This window comes from Variovorax sp. 01T439_2, from assembly GCF_056398445.1.
In genome coordinates this window covers 1-1,712 of sequence record NZ_JBFTPJ010001117.1, presented here as the reverse complement: position 1 = coordinate 1,712, position 1,712 = coordinate 1, and the positions used below count along the sequence as shown (strand labels likewise).

Here is a 1,712-nt window from a genome sequence, read left to right as displayed (position 1 = left end):
CGTGCAGGTCGGTCCGGCCTGCACCCAGATGCTGGCCTGGTTCGGCGCCGACGTGATCAAGGTCGAGCGCCCGGGCGCCGGCGACGTCACCCGCAGCCAGCTGCGCGACATTCCGAACGTCGACGCGCTGTACTTCACCATGCTCAACAGCAACAAGCGCTCGATCACGCTGGACACGAAGAAGCCCGAAGGCAAGGCCGTGCTGGAAAAGCTGATCCGCGAATCCGACGTGCTGGTGGAGAACTTCGGCCCCGGCGCGCTGGACCGCATGGGCTTCACCTGGGCGCGCATCCAGGAGCTGAACCCCAAGATGATCGTCGCCTCGGTCAAGGGCTTCAGCGACGGCCACCACTACGAGGACCTGAAGGTCTACGAGAACGTGGCGCAGTGCGCCGGCGGCGCCGCCTCCACCACCGGCTGGTGGAAGGGCGAGAACTCGGTGCCGACGATCTCGGCCGCCGCGCTGGGCGACTCCAACACCGGCATGCACCTGGCCATCGGCATCCTGACGGCCATTATCGGCCGCCAGCAGACCGGCAAGGGCCAGAAGGTGGCCTGCTCGATGCAGGACGCCGTGCTCAACCTGTGCCGCGTGAAGATGCGCGACCAGCAGCGCCTGGACAACGTGGGCTACCTGGAGGAATACCCGCAGTACCCGCACGAGATGGACGCCTTCAAGGACAAGGTGGTGCCGCGCGGCGGCAACGCCGGCGGCGGCGGCCAGCCGGGCTGGATCCTGAAGTGCAAGGGCTGGCAGACCGACCCCAACGCCTACATCTACTTCACGGTGCAGGGCCACGCCTGGGACCCGATCTGCGACGCGCTCGGCAAGCCCGAGTGGAAGACCGACCCTGACTACATGACCCCCAAGGCCCGCCAGCCGCACATCGACCAGATCTTCGCCACCATCGAGGACTTCATCAAGGACAAGACCAAGTTCGAGGCGGTGGACATCTTCCGCAAGCACGACATTCCCTGCGCCCCGGTGCTGTCGATGAAGGAACTGCTGCACGACGAGTCGCTGCGCAAGAGCGGCTCCATCGTCGAAGTGCCGCACAAGGAGCGCGGCAGCTACTGGACCATCGGCAGCCCGATCAAGTTCTCGGACCTCAAGCCCGAGGTCACTGCCTCGCCGCTGCTGGGCGAGCACACCGAAGAGGTGCTGGCGGAGCTTGGCTACACCCAGGCACAGATCGACAACCTGAAAGAATCGAAGGCCGTCTAGCGGACCACCCCGGCTCGCCGCTTCACGAGACGCGGGCGAGCCGGGAAATGACATGAAGCGCCAGAGGAAAACATGCAAGCGAACGTTGATTTCAAGCAGCTCGTCGAAGGCGCCGGCGACGCGATCATGGTGTGCGATGCGCAAGGGGCGATCACGTTCTGGAACCGCGCGGCCGAGCGCATCTTCGGCTTCACCGAAGCCGAGGCGCTGGGCCAGTCGCTCGACATGATCATTCCCCAGCGGCAGCGCCAGCGGCACTGGGACGGCTACCACAAGACCATGGAAACCGGCATCACCAAGTACGGTGCCGACCTGCTGCGCGTGCCGGCGCTGCACAAGGACGGGCACACGCTGTCGATCGCCTTCACGGTGTCGATGCTGTTCTCGCAGAGTCGTGAAGTCACGGGCATCGTCGCCATCGTGCGCGACGAAACCACCCGCTTCGCCGAAGAGCGTAAATTGCGCGCTCGTCTGCAAGAAGCAGAGG

General features: G+C 65.3%; 2 protein-coding genes. Both read left to right on the top strand.

The features are described 5' to 3' along the window. Position 1: 1 nt before the first annotated feature. On the top strand, positions 2–1,225 hold the full coding sequence (gene frc / locus AC1DOC_RS32580) for a formyl-CoA transferase (RefSeq protein WP_478131433.1): 1,224 nt from the start codon (positions 2–4) through the stop codon (positions 1,223–1,225). Positions 1,226–1,297: 72 nt separating this feature from the next. Next, on the top strand, positions 1,298–1,712 hold a 415-nt coding region (locus tag AC1DOC_RS32575), incomplete at its 3' end, for a PAS domain-containing protein (protein ID WP_478131432.1).